This window comes from Corynebacterium genitalium ATCC 33030, assembly GCF_000143825.1.
Taxonomy (GTDB): Bacteria; Actinomycetota; Actinomycetes; order Mycobacteriales; family Mycobacteriaceae; genus Corynebacterium; species Corynebacterium genitalium.
Window position 1 is genome coordinate 2,149,958 of record NZ_CM000961.1, and the last position, 17,798, is coordinate 2,167,755.

The 17,798-nt window shown below is 63.7% G+C and carries 16 protein-coding genes and 1 tRNA gene; 12 read left to right on the top strand and 5 right to left on the bottom strand.

Annotated features, from left to right (window positions below; translation table 11 throughout):
* Positions 1 to 124: 124 nt before the first annotated feature.
* Positions 125 to 1,027 carry a Bax inhibitor-1/YccA family protein gene (locus tag HMPREF0291_RS10125; RefSeq protein WP_005291123.1) on the bottom strand — a complete coding sequence of 301 codons (903 nt, stop codon included), beginning with the start codon at positions 1,025 to 1,027 and terminating at the stop codon, positions 125 to 127.
* Positions 1,028 to 1,146: 119 nt separating this feature from the next.
* On the opposite strand from HMPREF0291_RS10125, the gene HMPREF0291_RS10130 reads away from it, so the two are divergent.
* Positions 1,147 to 2,190: a suppressor of fused domain protein gene (locus HMPREF0291_RS10130; protein ID WP_005291126.1), complete on the top strand. Its 1,044-nt coding sequence runs from the start codon at positions 1,147 to 1,149 to the stop codon at positions 2,188 to 2,190.
* A gap of 8 nt (positions 2,191 to 2,198) precedes the next feature.
* On the opposite strand, the gene HMPREF0291_RS10135 is transcribed toward HMPREF0291_RS10130, so the two are convergent.
* Both HMPREF0291_RS10135 and HMPREF0291_RS10140 read right to left on the bottom strand, forming a co-directional pair.
* Positions 2,199 to 2,272: transfer RNA gene (locus tag HMPREF0291_RS10135), tRNA-Leu, on the bottom strand.
* Between the two features lie 72 nt (positions 2,273 to 2,344).
* Positions 2,345 to 3,679 carry an NAD(P)H-binding protein gene (locus tag HMPREF0291_RS10140; RefSeq protein WP_005291131.1) on the bottom strand — a complete coding sequence of 445 codons (1,335 nt, stop codon included), beginning with the start codon at positions 3,677 to 3,679 and terminating at the stop codon, positions 2,345 to 2,347.
* A gap of 22 nt (positions 3,680 to 3,701) precedes the next feature.
* Here HMPREF0291_RS10140 and HMPREF0291_RS10145 point away from each other — a divergent pair, with 22 nt between their 5' ends.
* The 8 genes from HMPREF0291_RS10145 (at position 3,702) to HMPREF0291_RS12025 (ending at position 8,322) form a co-directional block, all read left to right on the top strand.
* A complete protein-coding gene (locus HMPREF0291_RS10145; protein ID WP_005291135.1) occupies positions 3,702 to 4,322 on the top strand; it encodes a CPBP family intramembrane glutamic endopeptidase in 621 nt (206 codons plus the stop codon).
* Between the two features lie 52 nt (positions 4,323 to 4,374).
* Positions 4,375 to 5,181: an ABC transporter ATP-binding protein gene (locus tag HMPREF0291_RS10150; RefSeq protein WP_005291138.1), complete on the top strand. Its 807-nt coding sequence runs from the start codon at positions 4,375 to 4,377 to the stop codon at positions 5,179 to 5,181.
* Positions 5,178 to 5,813 (top strand): ABC transporter permease, encoded by a 636-nt coding sequence (locus tag HMPREF0291_RS10155; RefSeq protein WP_040423799.1) that lies wholly within the window; start codon positions 5,178 to 5,180, stop codon positions 5,811 to 5,813. The genes HMPREF0291_RS10150 and HMPREF0291_RS10155 overlap by 4 nt, the downstream gene beginning before the upstream one ends.
* 5 nt (positions 5,814 to 5,818) lie before the next feature.
* On the top strand, positions 5,819 to 6,505 hold the full coding sequence (locus tag HMPREF0291_RS10160; protein ID WP_040423800.1) for an ABC transporter permease: 687 nt from the start codon (positions 5,819 to 5,821) through the stop codon (positions 6,503 to 6,505).
* Complete coding sequence (locus tag HMPREF0291_RS10165) at positions 6,505 to 7,431, top strand: ABC transporter substrate-binding protein (protein ID WP_005291146.1); 927 nt, start codon at positions 6,505 to 6,507, stop codon at positions 7,429 to 7,431. The genes HMPREF0291_RS10160 and HMPREF0291_RS10165 overlap by 1 nt, the downstream gene beginning before the upstream one ends.
* A gap of 43 nt (positions 7,432 to 7,474) precedes the next feature.
* Complete coding sequence (locus tag HMPREF0291_RS10170) at positions 7,475 to 7,675, top strand: antitoxin VbhA family protein (protein WP_005291148.1); 201 nt, start codon at positions 7,475 to 7,477, stop codon at positions 7,673 to 7,675.
* A 74-nt stretch (positions 7,676 to 7,749) separates the two neighbouring features.
* Positions 7,750 to 7,923: a hypothetical protein gene (locus tag HMPREF0291_RS12020; protein WP_198002202.1), complete on the top strand. Its 174-nt coding sequence runs from the start codon at positions 7,750 to 7,752 to the stop codon at positions 7,921 to 7,923.
* A 36-nt stretch (positions 7,924 to 7,959) separates the two neighbouring features.
* Complete coding sequence (locus tag HMPREF0291_RS12025; protein ID WP_005291156.1) at positions 7,960 to 8,322, top strand: Fic family protein; 363 nt, start codon at positions 7,960 to 7,962, stop codon at positions 8,320 to 8,322.
* A 24-nt stretch (positions 8,323 to 8,346) separates the two neighbouring features.
* Here HMPREF0291_RS12025 and mfd read toward each other — a convergent pair whose 3' ends face one another.
* On the bottom strand, positions 8,347 to 12,021 hold the full coding sequence (gene mfd, locus HMPREF0291_RS10180; RefSeq protein ID WP_040423801.1) for a transcription-repair coupling factor: 3,675 nt from the start codon (positions 12,019 to 12,021) through the stop codon (positions 8,347 to 8,349).
* Positions 12,022 to 12,456: 435 nt separating this feature from the next.
* Here mfd and HMPREF0291_RS11680 point away from each other — a divergent pair, with 435 nt between their 5' ends.
* Entirely contained in the window at positions 12,457 to 13,359 is a 903-nt protein-coding gene (locus tag HMPREF0291_RS11680) for an Ltp family lipoprotein (protein ID WP_005291159.1), read from the top strand.
* Between the two features lie 23 nt (positions 13,360 to 13,382).
* On the opposite strand, the gene HMPREF0291_RS10195 is transcribed toward HMPREF0291_RS11680, so the two are convergent.
* Entirely contained in the window at positions 13,383 to 14,897 is a 1,515-nt protein-coding gene (locus tag HMPREF0291_RS10195) for a multicopper oxidase family protein (RefSeq protein WP_005291162.1), read from the bottom strand.
* 109 nt (positions 14,898 to 15,006) lie between these two features.
* Here HMPREF0291_RS10195 and HMPREF0291_RS10200 point away from each other — a divergent pair, with 109 nt between their 5' ends.
* Positions 15,007 to 16,257, top strand: coding sequence for an MFS transporter (locus tag HMPREF0291_RS10200; RefSeq protein WP_005291165.1), 1,251 nt, complete (start codon positions 15,007 to 15,009; stop codon positions 16,255 to 16,257).
* Between the two features lie 72 nt (positions 16,258 to 16,329).
* The gene (gene glmU, locus HMPREF0291_RS10205) at positions 16,330 to 17,790 is read left to right on the top strand and encodes a bifunctional UDP-N-acetylglucosamine diphosphorylase/glucosamine-1-phosphate N-acetyltransferase GlmU (RefSeq protein ID WP_256001614.1); all 1,461 of its coding nucleotides are present in this window, start codon (positions 16,330 to 16,332) and stop codon (positions 17,788 to 17,790) included.
* Positions 17,791 to 17,798: the final 8 nt, after the last annotated feature.

Sequence of the window (17,798 nt, forward strand, 5' to 3'; positions counted from 1 at the left end):
CCCCCGCAGATCGAAACCCCCGCACCCATTCAGGAGCTGAACGGTGTGCGGGGGCACGAATCCTGCTTCGAGCTGCAGGTGCCTAGGAAACGCCTAGGCAGGCGGGTTGGTTACTACCTGTTGCCTAGTCGCGGGAGAGGATGGACAGGAGGCGCAGGATCTCGGTGTAGAGCCAGACCAGGGTGACGGCCAGGCCGAGGGCAACGCCCCATGCCATCTTGGCCGGCGCACCCATGCGGACGAGCTTGTCGGCAGTGTCGAAGTCGACGAGGAAGCTCAGGGATGCCAGCACGATGCAGACGAGGGAGAAGCCGATGGCCAGCGGGCCGCCATCACGAAGCGGGGACATACCGGTGAAGATGAACATCAGCAGGTTGCCGACGGCCAGGACGGCCACGCCGATGATGCAGCCGGTGAGGATGCGGGTGAACTTCGGGGTAACGCGGATCGCGCCGACTTTGTACACGAAGAGCATGCCGGCGAAGACACCAACCGTGCCCAGTACGGCCTGGAAGACGAGGGTGCCAGCGTCTGCGTTGCCGAGCATCCAGCCGGAGACGGCCATGGAGAAGCCGCCGACGAAGAGGCCCTCAAACGCGGCGTAGATCAGGGTCACAGCAGCGGATCCGTACTTGCCGCCGAAGCTGTGGATCAGGACGGTGATCAAGCCACCGATGGCACCCACGAACGTGAGGATCATGGAGATGCTCGGGTCGACTGCGATGCCGATACCGAAGTTGATCAGGGCAAATGCCACGATCACGGCGAGGGTGATGCCTGTCTTGGTCACGATGTCGTCGACGGTGATGGGACGCTCACCAGTCGCACCAGCGTACGGATCCTGCGCGTAACCGGCCTGGCCGTAAGGGTTCTGGCTAGCGCCGTAGGGGTCCTGGTAGCCGCCCTGCTGGTCGTAGCCGTAGGAGCCGCCCTGCGGGTTGTAGCCGTGGCCGCCCTGGGGCTGGCCGAACCCAGCCTGCTGTGCAGACTGAGGAAGTCGCGCCATCACGGGGTTGGAAGATTTCACTGGCCTGTTTCCTTTCTGATTTATAGCTCGAAGCAAAGATTCGACCGGTATTCGATCATACCGTTCAACGGGAGAACTGCCCGTTTCGTTCCCGCCGGGCGCAAAATAGTATGTAAGCCATGGTCTGGAGGCGTAGGTTCTTCTCGCGCGACCGGGTGAAGAAGCGCACCGGCAGCGAGTTCTTGCTTGACCATCTCGCGGCGCTGGCGGGCGCGGATCCCGTCGCAGTGCATGGCGAGCTGGAGTTCAGCGACGGTGTCGCGGTGCTCGTATACCGTTTCGACCAGCCTGTCTCCCACTACCTCTACGTCACGCACGGGATTTCCCGGACGAACAGCTCGCAGCCAGTCGCCGGGCTTCAGACAGAGCTTTCCCTGCGGGTCCCTCTGACAGAAGAGCCTCCCACGTGGCCGGTCCACCGTCTCCGCCGCTTGGCGGCGTACCTGCGTGAATCGGGTGATTCGCTCGAGCCGGGCCACTACATGGACTTACGTTCGCCTGTCTGCACGGACGCGACGCTGTCAGCGTTCATCTTCGTCAACGACCCGATTCTGGAGCTCTCGATCTCCCCCACCGGCTGGGTCCGTTTCATTTACGCCGTCGCAGTCACCGCAGATGAGCTTGAGGCGGCATTGCGCTGGGATCCTTTGAAGTTCGCGGGTGTTCTCGGCGACAGCATTCCGCTCGGCTTGAGCGATCCGCGTCGCAGCTCCTTGCTTATCGACGCCTCCTCCCTCCCCCTCATCACCTCCCACACTGAGGCGGAAGGCTCGTCGATATCTGCGGTGTCCTCCAGTTACTTCGCCGTGGATGAATCGGGGCGCATTGACATGACCGCTCAAGCTGCCGCAGATGTTGTCCGCGCTATGCGCTGGCGGCTTGGGTACGACAGGACCTTCGCGGTCATGGGTGCGGGCAACGGTGTCGAAGCGTGGCTGCGGTTTCTGCCGGACGAGGATGCCGCATCGTCGTCAGTCACCTTCAGCCGCGACAGTCCAGGCAAACAGCGGCGCACTCAGGAACCCCCGCTGTCCGCGCACATCACCGTCGAGGTCAACCGAGCCCTGCGCCACGAAATCATGGCTGTGCTCGAGGCCGAACCCGGCACCTACCGGATGCGGTCTGCCCCGCTGACGTTCTGCGTCATCGACCCGAAGCGCTGAAGAAATAGTGCCCCCAGTCGGACTCGAACCGACACTGAACGGATTTTAAGTCCGCTGCCTCTGCCAATTGGGCTATAGGGGCGTGCGGGCGGCGAGCGCTCGCACAGAACCAGAGTCTACGGCACCCCGAAGCCGTCAATGACAACGGTCGCCGCTAGCGGCGGGAGCGGGGAACGAGAAAGAACTGGCCCGCGATGTACGGCAGCAGAGCGAGGGCACGCACCGGTTTTTCCTTGTAGGCCCGGCGCGCAAGGTCGAGCGAGGAGACCATCCACGCGCCACGGGTCCACTTGTTGGGCCACCGACGGGCGATCCAGTTGAAGTCCCAGTTCATTGCCGTCGCTAGGGCAGCCTGTGAGGCTGGCGCGCCAAGCGGCGACAGCCCGGAAGCATCATCCAGGGTCTGCGAATCATCCCGTTCGTTGATGTCGGCAAGGGTGGGCACCATGACCACCGCTTGGGTGAGATTCAGCGGCAGCCACCACTTCCTACCGGGGGCGAAGAGGGACCAGATCGCCGCGAGCGCGTGGTACATGGTGGCCGTGGACCTGTAGTGATGCGGGTACGTTCCAAGGGCGGCTTCAATAACGGCTGACTCGAATGAATCGTTGCCACCCTCCGGAGTGCCGACGAGGTCTTCGAGGTCCCGCTCTTTGACCACAGTGTCGGAGGAAACGGAGTCAAAGATCGGCAAGATCTCCCCGTACGTCAACGGCGTCACAAACGACAATCCCAGGGCTGCCATGGGGCGGGTCATGATTGGGGCGGTGAAGTAGGGACGGCGCCGCATCTGCACGGTCTCGGCGTAGCGCTGCATCATCTCCACGTACGGCATGGTGTCCGGGCCGCCGACATCGAACGTGCGGTTGAGATCGGATGGGAGGTCAGCGGCGGCAACGAGGTAGTGGACAATGTCGCGCTGGCTAATCGGGGTGATCTCGTTGGTGATCCAATCTGGCGCGATGAAGAGCGGAACGCGCTCAGTCACGTGACGCAAAAGCTTGAACGACAATGATTCGGCACCGATGACCACGCCTGCTTGGAGTGCGGCGGTGGGAACGCCGGAACCCAGAAGGATCTCTCCCACCTTGATGCGGGAGGCAAGGTGCTCGGAGACATCGTCGGAGTCCCCGGTCACGCCCTGAGGGTGCAAGCCGCCGAGGTAAACGATCCGGCCTACCTTGTGGCGCGCAGCTTCCTCACCGAACTGGCGGGCCATTGTCGCTTCCTCGTCGGCGAAGCCAGAGCCGCTGTCCATGGAGTGCAGCAGGTACCAGGCGCAGTCCACGCCTTCAAGAGCTCGGGAGACGTCCTCGCGGTCGGTGGCGTCTCCTTCCACGATGTCTACGTTATCGCCCCAAGGGCGTTTTCTCGCTTTCGAGGCGGAGCGGCAGAGGATGCGCACGCGCCATCCGTCGTCAAGCAAATTGCTCACGACCTCTCCCCCGATGAATCCCGTGGCACCTGTTACAAGAGCTGTGCGAGTCATGCCCCCAACCTATACTGGCGGCATGAATTTTGGCTGGGTCATCCCCTGCGTGCTGGGCGCACTCGGGCTGTTCTTGGCGCGCAATGCGGGTGACGGCAGCCTCGGGTTCTACGCTTTTACCTTTTTTGCCGCGACGGTGTACGCACTCGGCTGGTGGCTGTGGGGCAGCAAGAGCGCGTTCGCTGGGCCGAGGATCGGGCGTGAACTCGGCCGTGGCGTGCTCATCGGTGCTGCTTTAGCGATCGTCTTCGTGCTCGGCGCGCTAGTGGTGCAGAACATTCCGTTCCTGGCAGGCCCCGTCGAGCAGCTGCTGAACACCCCGGATCAGGGCGGGCTGTTGCCCACGTTCTTTGTGCTGGTCATCAACGGGATCGGCGAGGAGCTGGTGTACCGCGACATGGTGCCGCGGCAACTGCGCGAACGGTTCCCCCGGCTCCCGGAAATCTCTGTCGGCGTGGTGTCCACCCTGATCTACGGCGTGGTCACCATCGCAATGGGCGTGCCGCTGCTGGTGTTCTCAGCCCTGGTTCTCGGCGCCGTGGCGTTCTACGAGGCATCGCGCTCGCGGCGGTTGTACTCACCGATCGCCGTGCACCTGACGTGGAGCGTGACCATGCTGCTCGTCATGCCGCTTTTCTTTTAACCCGTACATGTAAACCCACTCCTTTCCGGCTCAACAAGCTACGCTGGGCTTGGTGATTGAATTCCGCGACGTCTCAAAGACGTACCCTGGAACCTCTGCACCGGCAGTGAATGGCTTCTCCCACACCGTCAAGGAGGGTTCCACAACCGCCTTCGTCGGCCCGTCCGGTTGCGGCAAAACAACCCTGTTACGCATGGTCAACCGCATGGTCGAGCCCGATACCGGCGCAGTTCTTGTGCGTGGGGAGGATGTTGCGGACACGGACCCAGTTCAACTGCGCCGCAGCATCGGCTACGTCATGCAGCACTCCGGTCTGATGCCCCACCGCAGCGTCCGCGACAACGTCGCCGACGTCGCCAAACTCGGCGGAGCGAGCAAGTCAGAGGCGAAACGCAAGGCATCCGAGATGCTCGAGCTGGTCAACCTCGACCCCGCATTGGAGGACCGCTACCCCGCGGAGCTTTCCGGCGGCCAAGCGCAGCGCGTCGGGGTGGCTCGCGGTCTGGTGAATCAGCCGGACGTGCTCATCATGGACGAGCCTTTCGGCGCCGTCGACCCGGTGGTGCGCCGCGGCCTCCAGCAGGAGATCATGAGCATTCGGGAGAACCTTGCCACCACGATCCTCATTGTCAGTCATGACATTGAGGAGGCGTTCTATCTCGGTGACACCGTGGTCATCCTCGGAGAACAGGCTCGTATCGAGCAAGCAGCGTCCCCGGAAGAGATCATGGCGCGCCCCGCGAACGATGCCGTGCGCGACTTCGTCGGCATGGACGCGCGCACACTGCGCACCGTAGAGCGCGACGGCGAGACGCTCGTCCTCGACGCAGGCGGCAACATCAAAGGGGTGCTGCGGTGAATTGGGCGTGGCTTTCCAGCAATCTCGGCATGATCGCAGGCCTTGCCGGGCACCACCTGCTCATTGCGCTACCAGCGATCATTGCGTCCTTCCTCATTGCGGTCCCGCTCGGTTGGGCCGCGCACCGCTCAGGCCGGTTCCGCGAAGTCATCGTTGTGGTGACCAGCCTGATCTACGTCATCCCGGGCTTGGCCATGTTCGTCTTCATGCCGCTGGTGTTGGGAACCTCGATTCTCTCCCCCATCAACGTCGTCGTCGCGATGACGCTCTACGGCATTGCCTTGATGGTCCGCAGTGCCGCCGACGCGTTCGATGCCGTTCCCGGGGCCGTACGCCAATCCGCCACTGCAGCCGGTTACACGCCACTGGCACGCGTGATGCGGGTTGAACTTCCGTTAGCCGGCCCCGGGCTGCTGAGCGGGGTGCGGGTCGTGGCGGCATCGACAGTGTCACTCATCTCCGTCGGCGCGCTCGTTGGCGTGCAATCCCTCGGCACGCTGTTCACGGAAGGCTTCCAGCGCGCCTTCCCCACCGAGATCATTGCGGGGCTCGTGGGCACGATTCTGCTCGCAGTGCTTATCGACGTCTGCCTCACCCTCATCGCCCGCCTCACCATGCCGTGGAGGCACTGACCGCCATGCAACCGATTATCGACGCGTTCACCTACCTCACCGACCCAACCCACTGGTCCGGCGCCACCGGTTTTCCCATGCGGATCGCCGAACACCTCGGATACACGTTCCTGGCTGTGCTCTGCGCCGTGCTCATTGCACTGCCCATCGGGATGTATGTGGGCCACACACAACGCGGAGCCTCAGCAGTGCTCGCTGTCTCCGGTGCCCTGCGTGCTCTGCCTGCCCTCGGCCTGCTCACCTGGTTGGCCATTTCCATTCCGCGCGGGATCAGCTGGCCGATCATTCCCGCCACCATCGTGCTGGTGCTGCTCGCCGTGGCCCCGCTGCTCGCCGGCGTGGTGGCAGGCTTCGACTCGGTCTCGCGCGACGTGGTCTACTCCGCCCGCGCTGCCGGATTCAGCGAACGGCAGATTCTCCGCCACGTCGAGCTACCCATTGCTGCCCCGACAATCCTTGGCGGGTTGCGGTCCTGCGTCGTCCAGGTGCTGGCCACCGCGGTGGTCGTCGCCTACATCGGCATGGGCGGGTTGGGCCGATACCTGATCGATGGGCTTGCGGTACAGGATTACGCACGGATGGTGGCGGGCGCGATCGTCGTCACGCTTGTGGCGCTGGTCATGGACCTCCTGTTGGCTGCTGTGCAACGCTGGGCCACGCCTGCGGGCCTGCGAGTGAAAGGAAACGGCTAATGCTCAAACGCGTGTGGGTGCTGTTATTGCCACTGGTTCTCGCGGCGTGCGCCTCCGGTGACCCGCTGGAGACTGAGACGACCGAGGAGCCGGAGATCGAGGCCAGCGGGGACATCGTCATCGGCACCGCCAACTTCCCCGAGGCTGAGATCATCGGCCAGATCTGGGCGGCCGCGCTTTCTGATGCCGGTTTCGATGTCGACGTCGCTTCCGGCATCGGCTCCCGCGAGGTCTACATGACCGCCTTGGAGGACGGCGACGTCACCGTCGTGCCCGAGTACGCCGGCAACCTCGCCGCCTTTTACGACGACCTGCCCGAAGGTGCCGACGAGCAGACCATCCGCGACACCCTCGCCTCCTCCCTGCCCGAGACCATCGAGGTCGGCGAGTTCAGTCCCGCAGAATCAGCCGACGCCTATCGCGTCACTGCCGAGACCGCCGCGGACAACGACATCCAGACCATCGCCGATTTGGACAAGCTCGACCAGATCACCGTGGCTGCCCCGCCCGAATTTGCTGAACGGCGTTACGGCCCACCCGGTTTAACGTCGGTCTACGGCATTGACCCGTCCAAGATCAGGGTGAAGCCGATCTCGGATGCTGGCGGCCCGCTCACCGTTCAGGCGTTGGTCGAGGGCGCGGCAGAAACCGCCAACATCTTCACCACCTCCCCCGCCATCACCGGCAAGGGTGACCGCCCCGACCTCGTGATTCTTGAGGACCCCCTAAACCTCATCCCGCCGCAGAACGTCGTCCCCGTCATCCGCGCCGGCCAACTGCCGCCCGAAGCGCTCGACGTTCTCAACAACGTCAACGCCTCATTGACCACTGATGACCTGGTGGAAATGAACCTCCGCAACGTCGGCGACGAGCGCGCCGAGCCGGCCGTCATCGCCAGGGACTGGGTGGACGGTCTGGAGCTTTAGCGCCTCCCAACTGTAGAATCAGCAGGAAGAAAGGAGGTCGCACATGACTCGGACGATGAAAAACCTCAACCCAACTTCTGATCTTTCACCCAAGGAAATCCGGGAATATTCCGCAGGCGCCGCGAATCTAGCCGGCGGGCGCACAGCCGACCCCTACCTGTCGGAATTGCTCGATGCCCACGCTGCAGGTGAGCTCACAACCGAACAAGCTCAACAGCTGGCTCGAGAACACATCCTCGGATAATGGCGCGGCGGGGGGCGTTCAGAAACTGGGATGACTACTTCATCCCTGGAACACGTACATTACGCAACCTCTTCGTGAGCGATGAAGAACCGTTCGGCGTTGAAGACCCAGAAAAACTGCGGGTACTGGAGTCGGTTAACACGGAGTTCCGCTTGAATGAGCTCGCCACCAACCCCCTCCCCGGCAACTTCGATTACGCCCACATGAAGGCGATCCACCGCCACATTTTCCAGGATGTGTACGAGTGAGCGGGCGAAGAACGCGTCGCCCCAACTGGGCAATGGATGGCCAAAGACGGCCACGCCTACTACCCCGCCGGACCCGTCCTCACCGAAGCAGCCGAAAAGCAGTACCGGCTTTTGGACGAAAAGAACCTACTCAAAGGTTTGACGCGAGAGGAGTTCATCATCGAACTTGCGGAAGCCTGGGGTGAAATCAATGTCATCCACAGCTTCCGAGAGGGCAACACCCGCGCGCAGGTGGTGTTCTTCAGCGAGCTCGCCCGCAACGCGGGCTACGTGCTGGAACCAGCGGTGTTCCTTGATGATCCGCTTCGCGACGCTTTCGTTGCTGCCCGCTTTCACTCCCAAGACACCGGCGAGAACACCAAACTGGCCGAGGTTCTGTCCACCATCGTGCGCGCATGACCGAACACTGGCCCGTTCAGTCGGCTACTCGCTCACCGAGAACACACGCTTCTTCCGCTTATCGCCGTTCCCGGCTGCGCCGTCCGCAGCACCATCCCCCACTGCCGTGGACCCCGACACGGACACCGGGTCCACGTCGAACATCTCAGACAGGAAGTCGGCGACCCACTGGAGCAGTTCTTCGTCGCGCAGGTTGGGTGCGTTGAGCGCCTTCTTCGTCCCGCCTTCGCGCGGGAAAGGCACCTGGATGGCCTTTGCGGCGGCACGGTAGTTCGCGCCCGGGTAGAGGCGCTTCAGCCGGATCTGTTTCGAGTCGGCCATGTCCACCGGGTGGAACTTCAGGCGGGTGCCCTGCATGGTGATGTCAGCAACCCCGGCCTTGCGGGCCTGATGGCGCACGCGTGCCACCGCGAAGAGACGCTGGACCTCGGCGGGAAGATCGCCGAAACGGTCGACAAGTTCGTCGGCGACCGTTGTCAGCTCGTCCTCGTCGCGGGCGGCGGCTAGCTTGCGGTAGCTCTCTAAGCGTAGGCGCTCGGAGTTGATATAGGTCTCCGGAATGTGGGCGTCAACAGGCAGGTCGATGCGAATTTCCTTGGGGCCGTGGTCGGTGGCGTCGACGACTTCACCCTGCATGAGGGACTTGAAAGTCTCCACCGCTTCGCCGACGAGGCGGACGTACATGTCGAAGCCGACTCCGGCGATGTGTCCGGACTGCTCCGCACCGAGCACGTTGCCGGCGCCGCGCATCTCCAGGTCCTTCTGCGCGACGGCCATGCCGGCGCCCAAGTCGTTGTTCTGGGCGATGGTGGCCAAGCGGTCGTAGGACGTCTCGGTGAGCACCTTGTCCTTGGGGTACAGGAAGTAGGCATAGCCGCGCTCGCGGGAACGGCCGACGCGTCCACGCAGCTGGTGGAGCTGCGACAGACCCATGTTCTGAGCGTTTTCGACGATCAGCGTGTTGGCGTTGGCAATGTCCAAGCCAGTTTCCACGATCGTCGTGCACACGAGCACGTCGAATTCGCGGCCCCAAAACCCTTGCACGGTCTGTTCGAGCACCTGCTCACTCATCTGGCCGTGGGCGACGACGATGCGCGCCTCCGGTACAAGGGTGCGCAGGTGGCGGGCGGTCTTCTCAATGTCGGCGACCTTGTTGTGGATGTAAAACACCTGGCCGTCGCGCAGCAGCTCACGGCGGATCGCGGCGGCGACCTGCTTGTCCTCCTGCGGGCCGACGTAGGTCAGCACCGGGTGGCGGTCCTCCGGCGGGGTCGTGATCGAGGTCATCTCGCGGATGCCGGTCAGGGACATCTCCAGGGTGCGCGGGATCGGCGTCGCGGTCATGGTGAGCACGTCGACATGCGATTTCAGGGCCTTGATGTGCTCCTTGTGCTCGACACCAAAGCGCTGCTCCTCATCGACGACGATGAGCCCCAGGTTCTTCCACTGCACACCCGTCTGCAGCAGCCGGTGGGTGCCAATGACGATGTCGACGGAGCCGTCGGCAAGCCCGGCGCTGATCTTCTTCGCGTCCGCGGCCGTGGTGAAGCGCGACAGCTCGCGAATCTCCACCCCGAACCCGTCCATGCGCTGAGAAAACGTCGAGTAGTGCTGCTGGGCGAGCAGTGTGGTGGGCACGAGCACGGCGACCTGCTTGCCGTCCTGCACCGCCTTGAACGCGGCGCGCACGGCGACCTCGGTCTTGCCGAAGCCAACGTCACCGACAATGACGCGGTCCATTGGCGTGGGCTTTTCCATATCGGACTTCACGGCCTCGATCGCAGCCATCTGGTCTTCGGTTTCGACGAAGGGGAAGTTGTCCTCCATCTCCATCTGCCAGGGCGAATCCGCCGCGAACGCGTGCCCCGGCGCGGACGCGCGTTTCGCATAGAGCTCCACAAGTTCACCGGCGATTTCACGCACCGCGGCGCGAGCTTTGCGCTTCGTGTTCTTCCAGTCGGAGCCGCCCATTTTGCTTAACGACGGCTGCTCCCCGCCCGAATACTTGCTCAGCAGGTCCAAGGAATCCATCGGAACCCACAGCATGTCCGCGGGTTGGCCGCGCTTGGCGGGCTGGTACTCGAGCACGATGAACTCGCGCCGGGCAGCGTCAGAGCCGGTGCCGATCGTGCGCTCAGCCATCTTCACAAAGCGGCCAATGCCGTGAGTGTCATGAACAACGTAGTCCCCCGGCTTAAGCGCGAGCGGGTCGACGCGGTTGCGGCGGCGCGGAGCGCGACGCTTGGCCCCGGCGATGTCGCCGACACGGTTGCCGGTCACGTCGGTCTCAGTGAAAACGACCAGACCCGGGCCGGGGAAGCTCAGGCCGGCATGGGACAGAGCCTGATAGAGAGTCACCTGGCCATCGACCGGCTCCAGGCCCGGGGTAGCAATGCGCGCGGAGACGCTGTTTTCGCGCAGCCTTTCCGCCATACGCTCGATCGTGCCCTTGGCTGGTGCGACGAACGCAGCGCGGCCGCCGCCCTGCAGGTGCAGCTTCACCTGGCCGTACAGCGCCTCGATCTGCTTCGGGTCGCCCTTTGGTGCGGGGGCGGGCTCGTACTCGAGCGGCAAGGTGGCCTCATCATTAGCGGTGAACATGCCGGGCGGTGCGAACGTCCACCAGGCGTTGTCCGCGTCGCGCGCCGAGACCTCGAGTGATTCGAAGGAGCGGTAGGAGCTGGCCGACACGTCGAGTCCTTCCGCGGCGACAGGGCCCTCTGCTCCCATGGCGGCGGCCTCCCAGCCCGCTTCGAGGAACTCTTGGTCGGTCGCTTGCAGGTCAGCAATGCGGGCGCGCACCTTCTCCGGAGAGGTCACCAACACGATCGAGCCGGCCGGCATGAGCTCCGGCAGCACGGAGAAGCTCGCATCCGTCAGGGCGGGAACGATCGCCTCCATGCCGTCGACGTAGGTCCCTTCCGATACGCGCTCCAGCAACTGGGCCAACGTCGGGTTGCCGCTGTGCGCGGTGGAAAGGGCTTGGGCGCGGGTGCGGACGGAGTCGTCGATAAGCAACTGGCGCGCGGGGTGCATCTCGACGGAGGCGACATCATCGATGGTGCGCTGATCAGCCACCGCGAACGTGCGCAGATCAGTGGCCTCATCACCCCAGAACTCGATGCGGACGGGGTGCTCGGCGGTCGTGGGAAACACATCGATGATGCCGCCGCGGGTGGCGAACTCGCCGCGCTTGGCCACCATGTCCACGTGCTCGTACGCGAAGCGGACCAGGGTTTCGGTGAGCTCACCGAAGTCGTATTCCTCGCCGAGTTTCACCGTGACCGGGGCCACCGGCGGCAGCACCGGCTGGCAGGCCGCGCGCGCCGACGCCACGACCACACGCGTGGATGCGATGTTGTGCACCACCTTGTTGCGCGCACCGATGACATCCGCCGCAGGCGAAAGGCGCTCGTGCGGCAAGGTCTCCAGCGCCGGCATCAAAGCGACCTGCTCCTGGCCGATGAGCGCCGCGATCTCCGCCGCGAGATCCTCTGCCTCATGCCCGGTGGCGGTAATGAGCAGGACCGGCACCTCACGTGAGAGCGCCGCCGCAGCCCACGGACGCACTTGGTCGATGCCGGTGACGTGGAGCGCGGGATCCCCCACGCGTGCGCGCAAGCCCGTCAGCTTCGGGTCGCCCGCAGCCTGCGTGAGCACTCCGGCGAGCATGGGAAGGTCTTCGGTGTGGTTGGCCATGGAATCTTTCTGCGAAGCGCTTGGGGTGTTGGGCAGGCAATAAAAAAGCTTCCCCACCAGGACTCGAACCTAGAATGACGGTACCAAAAACCGTAGTGTTGCCAATTACACCATGGGGAAAGACGATCAAGAGCATACCGCATCCCCGCTCCTGCCCCTAATAAGCCTTCGTTGCTCTCCTCGCCTCGGTGCACTGCAGCGGCGAGGGCAACGCTTTCAGCCAAAAGCCCAGTATGGAAGGCGTAGAACCGTTCAATGTGGGACAAGGCACGCAGGCCACCGACGGTGAAGATGGTCTGGCTCAAACCGGACCTGACGCCGAGTGAGTATGCGCACAAGCCGACTTTGTCACAATGTCTTGTAACCCGGGGCGCTCCTGATCCCATCTAACAGGAAGATGAGTGCCGTCAACTTCCCCGAAAGGTCATTCCTGTCATGAACACCGCTTATCCCGGCCCGAACAACGACTCCAACCAGCGCGGAGGCACCTCACCTCGCCCAAACCCGTACCTGTCCCAGCAGCAAGGACACGCCCAACCCGGGCAACCAGCACACCCCGGTAACACTGGTCAGCCCCAAAGTTCCTACCACCGGCAGGTCAATCAGGGCGGGCCCTACCAAGGCGGGCAGTTCACTCAACCGGTGCAGCAGTATCCGTTCCAAGGCGCCCAGCAGCCGCACCAGGGGTCGGAGCAGAACTTTGCCGCCGGGCCCAACGGGCCTGGTTTCGGGTACCAGCAGGGCCAGCAGATGCCTGGATATCAAGGCCGTCCCGGGGCATCCAACCCGTACACGCAAGGGGGGACGAAGAAAAGTAACAACGGGTTGATCACCGCGATCGCGGTCATTGGGCTGCTGGCAGCACTCGGGCTTCTCGCCGCTGTGCTCTTGCTCACCGACGGAGACGACGCAGACTCGTCAGCGTCAGCAACGTCAGCACCGACGAGCGCCATCGCGCCCGGTATAGGCGGTGCGACCGGAAAAGAAACAGAGCCGTCTACGGCACCGAGCTCTCAAGCAAGCACTGGTGCCGCCAGTGGCGCTGGCAGCAACGAAGACGCCCTCGAAGCCGCGCAGATGTACGTTGATGTAGGCGGCGTTTCCAAGCGCAACTTGAAGTCGCTTCTCGGCAACACGACGTACGGACACGGCTACACCCAAGAAGCTATCGATTACGCACTCGATAACGTCGACGTCGATTGGAACGAAGAAGCGCTGGAAGCTGCTAAAGAATTACGAGACATTCAAGACACCAGCGATGAAGAACTAAGAAGTTACCTTTCCATCGCAGCTGGGTTCACTGACGAGGAGATCGATTACGCCTTAAGCAAGCTCTAGTTCTTTGCTTGCCGGCGCTAGGCCTAGTGGTTGGGATGGTCTAGTGCCGGCTCCTGTCCCGGTTCCACGATGACGAACTGACCCATCATGCCTTCATCTTCGTGGAAGAGCATGTGACAGTGGAACATGTAGGCCAAGGTGGGGTCGGGATACTGGCCGAACACGACAAGTAAAGACACCCGCGATCTCGGTGGGATAGTGATGGTGTCGTGCCATCCGTCCCGGAAGGCAATCTCTCCGTCCTGGATGTCGTGAACCCTGAACCGGGCGTTGTGGATGTGGAAGTTGTGGGGCCAATCTGCGTTCTCGTTGATCACGTGCCACAGTTCGGGGCCGGAGTGGTCAATCACGGCGTCAACACGCGCCATGTCCATGGATTGCTCGTTGATCTGGAAGCCGTTGAGCCGCCACTCACGTTCCGGCACCCCTTCAGCGGAAGGTTCTTCACTGTGAATGTCCCAGACCAGCTTTCCCTCTTCACCCTCGCCGGAGCCCTCCAAGGTTTCCGGCACCGCGATCTGCAGCAGGTCGAAGGTGTCGCGGAGGCCGAATCCGTTGGCGGCTTCCTCGCGGGGCAAGCCCCCGCCGTCGGGCACGCCCGTGCTGCGCAGCGTGAGGTCCTTGCCGGGTTCGAGGTAGACGAGGATCTCGGCGCGTTCGCCGGGGCTGAGCAGGATGCCGTCGACAAGCGCGGGGCCGCTGAGTACCCCCTGGTCAGTGGCGATGACCTGGAACGGCACGCCGAGTTCAAGGTGGTGGAAGCGCATCGTCGCGCCGTTGACGAGCCGCAGGCGCAGTACTCGCCTGGATGCCTCAAACCGCGGGCGCGTGATGCCGTTGACTAACGGGGTGTCGCCGAGCAAGCCGTAGGTGGGGTCAATCGTCTCGTCGAGTTGGTAGTCCGCGGTGAACTTCGCGTCGGTGATGATCACCGGGATGTCGTCGACACCGTAGTCGGACGGGAAGTCAATCGTCTCCGGCCCTTCGTCGGCGACGATGATCGCGCCGGCGAGCCCGCGGTAGGCGTGCAGCGCGGAAGTCTCGTGCGGGTGCGGGTGGTACCAGCACGTCGCGGCAGGTTGGTCGACATCCCAGCTCGGTGTCCATGACTCCCCCGGCGGAAACATTAAGGCGGGACCACCATCGGCTGCGGCCGGGAGGTGCAGGCCGTGCCAGTGCACGACGGTGGGTTCTGGCACCTCGTTGCGCACGGTCATCTCGATGTGCTCGCCGCGGCGCATGAGTAGCGTCGGCCCCAACCACGCCCCGTTGAACCCCCAGGTCTTCGTGGTGTGGCCGGGCACTATCTCGTATTCGCCTTCCTGCGCAGTGAGCTCGAAGCGGCGGGTCGTGCCGTCCGTGCCGTCCAACTCGCCTTCGTACAGCGGCGGAATCGGCAGTGGACGCGGGTCCGCGTCGGCACCAGCAGGCGCTGGTTGGCCGCGGCGCACACCACCGGGGCCAGCGCAGGCCGTCAGCGCGGCGGCACTGGCCAGAATCATGCCTTTGAAGAACGTCCGCCTGCTGATAGTGCCCACATAGCCTCCCAGGAAGTCGATCGACGCTGATCAAGGACGCAGATCAAGCGAGCCTTTCTTAGCCCACACTTGCTTTCCACGCGTTCCTGCCCAGCCTACTATTTCCGTTATGACCGCAGACGAGAACGAATCGGGCGGCACGAGCCTCCCCCACGAGGAGCACAACGCCCGCCGCTTCATCTGGTCCAACGGGTTCCAGAACATCGGCGACCAGATCGTCGCCCCCAAAACCGTATTGACGTGGCTGTTCACCTCCGCCGGCGTACCGGCGGCATTCACCTCCTTCCTCGTGCCGATCCGCGAGTCGGGCTCGATGCTGCCACAGTTCGCACTGGGGCCGTGGGTGACATCCAAGAGCTCGCGCAAAGGCGTGTGGATCCTAGGATCCGTGGGCCAAGCAATCTGCGCCGCGCTCATCGCTGTATCCGCATTGCTTTTCGACGGCACCGCCCTCGGCATCTCCGTCCTCATCCTGCTTGCCGGCCTCGCGTTGTTCCGAGCCATGTGCTCCATTGCCGGCAAAGACGTCCAAGGACGGACCATTTCCAAGGGTCACCGCGGAATGATCACGGGCCGGGCGACTGCTCTGGGCGGCGGCTTCACCTTGGCAGTCGGCCTGATTCTGTTCTTCTTGCCGAACGACTTGCCGCAGTGGGTCATGGTCGCGCTGCTAGCTTTGGGCGCTTCCACGTGGGCGCTGGCGGCGCTCGTCTTCGCGGGCATTCGGGAACCGGAATACGAACCAGAAGACAACGCGACAGCACACGGCTTCGGTCACATGTGGGAACTGGTCAAAGGTGACCGAGACCTGCAGAAGTTCCTCGTGGTGCGCTCCTTGATGCTGGTGACCGCACTGTCCACCCCATTCATCGTGGTGCTGGCCCAAGAGCAAGGTACCGATCTCGCAGGTCTCGGTGCGTTCATCGTTGCCTCCGGCGGGGCTGCTCTGCTGGGAGGACGGGTGTCGGGGTGGTGGTCGGATAAGTCGTCGAAAAGCACAATGGCGTGGGCCGCCGCAACTGCCTCTGTCGTGCTGGTGCTGCTGGTGCTCAGCGCACGCCTGGCACCGGAAAGCGTGAACGCGTGGGTGATGCCGCTCGGATTCTTCGCGGTGAACCTAGCGCACACCACCGTGCGAGTGAGCCGAAAGACCTACCTCGTGGACATGGCGGACGGCGACCGCCGCACGCTGATCACGGGTGCCTCCAACACGGTGATGGGCATCATGCTGCTTGTCGTCGGCGCGGTGAACTCGGTCATCGCGGTCCTCGGCACCCAGGCCGTGCTGCTCTTCCTGGCTGTGCTGGGTGTGTGCGGAGTGTTCGGAGCGAGGAACTTGAAGGAAGTCTCCGCCTCCTAAATGGCAGTGCGTAAAGTGGGGGCGAACTGCCCACGACTCCCCATCACTGAAGAAGGAGCTTTTGTGCCCGCTGTGAACACTGCGAACACTGCGAACACTGCGAACCAGCCCCGCGCCGTTGTCGTCCTCGCTGCCGGCGCCGGAACCCGCATGAAGTCGACCAAGCAGAAGACTCTGCACGAGATTGGCGGCCGCAGCCTGTTGTCGCACTCGCTGCACGCGGCGGCGGCGATCCACCCGGCGCATGTCGTGGCGGTGGTGGGACACCAGCGCGACCAGGTCTCCCCTGCTGTCGACGCGGTGGCAGAGGAAATGCGCATCCAGATCCTCCAGGCCGTGCAGGAGGAGCAAAACGGCACCGGCCACGCCGTGCAGATTGGTCTGACCGCGATCCCCGAGTTCACCGGCACGGTTGTGGTCACGAACGGTGATGTGCCCCTGTTGACGCCGGAGACGATTGAGGGGCTCATCGATAAGCATGAACGCGAAGAGGCCGCGGTGACGGTGCTCTCCCTCGAGTTCGACAACCCCACCGGGTACGGACGCATCATCCGCGATTCTGCCGGGCAGGTGCAAGAAATTGTCGAAGAGAAGGACGCGAACGACGAGCAGCGCCGCGTGCGCGAGGTCAACTCCGGTGTCTTCGCCTTCGATGGCGCCGTGCTTCGCGACGCTCTGACACGCATCACCTCCGACAACGCCCAGGGCGAGCTCTACATCACAGACGTACTGGGCATCGCGCGTAACGACGGCCGCAAAGTCGCCGCCCACATCGCCCCCGACGCGCGCGAACTCGCCGGCGTGAATGACCGCGTGCAACTCGCCGAGGCCGGCAAGGAACTCAACCGCCGCTTGGTTGAACGCGCGATGCGCGCTGGCGCGACCGTGATCGATCCGGCCACGACGTGGATCGGCGTCGACGTGGAAGTCGGCCAAGATGTGACCATCCACCCGAATACGCAGCTGTGGGGCTCCACGAAGATTGGCGACGGTGCCGTGATCGGCCCTGACACCACCCTGACCGACATGGAAGTCGGTGCGCGGGCGTCGGTGGTGCGCACCCACGGCGAACTCGGCGTCATCGGCGACGACGCTACTGTCGGCCCGTTCACCTACATCCGGCCGGGTACAGAACTGGGCGCGCGCGGCAAGCTCGGTGCCTTCGTGGAATCCAAGAACGCCACGATCGGTGAAGGGTCAAAGGTGCCTCACCTGACCTACATCGGCGACGCGACCGTCGGCGTGGAGTCCAACATCGGCGCGTCCAGTGTCTTCGTCAACTACGACGGCGTGAACAAGCACCGCACCACCATCGGCGACCACTGCCGCACCGGCTCCGACACCATGTTCGTCGCTCCGGTGACCGTCGGTGATGGCGCGTATACAGGCGCAGGTACAGTAGTCACTGAGGATGTGCCCGCAGGCGCCCTGGCCATCAAGGAAGGTCGCCAGCGCAACATCGAGGGCTGGGTGGAAGACAAGCGCCCCGGCACCGCCGCGGCGGAGGCTGCCCAGCGCGCACGCGAGAGCTAACTGAAAGG